This is a genomic window from Lactococcus muris, assembly GCF_042849115.1.
Classification (GTDB): Bacteria; Bacillota; Bacilli; order Lactobacillales; family Streptococcaceae; genus Lactococcus; species Lactococcus muris.
On the sequence record NZ_BAAFQO010000047.1, the window covers coordinates 1 to 1438 of the forward strand.

The 1438-nt window shown below is 43.2% G+C and carries 1 protein-coding gene; it reads left to right on the plus strand.

The annotated features are described in order from the left end of the window. The first annotated feature begins 65 nt into the window (after positions 1-65). Positions 66-1358 carry an ISL3 family transposase gene (locus ACGHCK_RS11415; protein ID WP_271329433.1) on the plus strand — a complete coding sequence of 431 codons (1293 nt, stop codon included), beginning with the start codon at positions 66-68 and terminating at the stop codon, positions 1356-1358. Positions 1359-1438 lie beyond the last annotated feature (80 nt).

Consider the following 1438-nt stretch of genomic DNA (forward strand, 5'->3'; position numbering starts at 1 on the left):
AGGAAAAAAGCCATAGTAATCCGCTAAAATGAAGTTACCAATCACCATTTTTAGTTAGGATTCCTATGACTCATTCAGATTCTATCACACTTTTGCTGGACCTCAAAGCCTCAGACTTAGTTTTTCCAGAGGAAAATTTTGTGCGCTTAGGTTTTACAAAGCTGACAGGACAGCATCAAGCACAAATCTTTTCCGCCAGCTATCGCCCTAAAAAGACGGTTTGCCCTGCTTGTGGTGTCATTGCTCAATGCCGAAAAGTCCGTGATTACAGGACTTCTCAAGTCCTTATGACACCTGCTGGACACAGGCCTAGAGTTCTGGCCTTGACCAAGGCCAAGTACGACTGTGCAGATTGTGGGGCCACATTTACCCCAAACCCCTATTTTATTGCACCTAGAGCTAATATCTCCTCCGTGGTTAAGGCTGCTATTTTGCTTGATTTCAAGGTCAAAATGTCTATGCGTGATGTGGCCAGACGCTACTTTGTCTCCCCTGCTTTCTGCTGGCAAATCGTGGATCAAATCTCTTTAAAACAAGCTTTTAGGCAGCTGCCAGAAGTCCTGTGTTTTGATGAATTTAAAGCCACTCAAAATTCTGATAATGGCTTAGCTTTTGTCTACTCTGATGGCTTGACACATGATATTATTGACATTCTAGAAAGTCGCAAACAAGCGGATTTGATGGCCTATTTCCTGAAATTCCCTCGCTCTGAACGTCTGAAAGTCAAAACCATTGTCATGGATATGAATGCCTCCTATCCTGCCCTTTTGACGCTTTTTCCCAATGCTCAGCTGATTATTGACGGCTTTCATGTGGTCCAACAGTTGTCACGAGTCTTTAATCAGCTGCGGGTCAAGGAAATGAAGGAATTGAAGAAACTCAAAGGCGACAATGGCAAGGTTTATCGCAAACTCAAGAAATACTGGCGCCAGCTCCTCAAATGGAACGGCAAGGTCAATTACCAAAAACGGAAACAATGGACGCTTTTTAGGGGAGAATGGCGGACCGAAGGTGACGTTATTGATTATCTTTTGAGCTATTCTCAGAAGCTTCAAGAAGCCTATACGGTCTATCAAAACGTTTTGGATGCCTTTCAGAACAAGCAAGCAGATGACTTTTTTGAGGCTATAGAAACCCTGCCTGAAAGCTTGCCAGAAGACTTTAAGAAGTCTTGTCGTTATCTGCTTAAACACAAACAAGCCATCGCAAGAGGCATTGTTTCGCCCTATTCCAACGGCCCACTTGAAGGCAAAAACAATCTCTGTAAACTCATCAAGCGTATTGCCTTTGGCTTTGTCAGATTTGACCATCTCAGAAAACGGATTTTACTCCAACAAATTCTTGTCAAGAAGCACTAAAAAAAAGCTGCCCCAAGGCAACTTTCTCATACTCACTCTAACTCATTTTTAGCGATTACCACCGCAGAGTTGACAGAGCC

Coding starts and splice junctions, on each gene's coding strand:
- ACGHCK_RS11415 (WP_271329433.1), top strand. CDS start 66: ATGACTCATTCAGATTCTATCACACTTTTGCTGGACCTCAAAGCCTCA.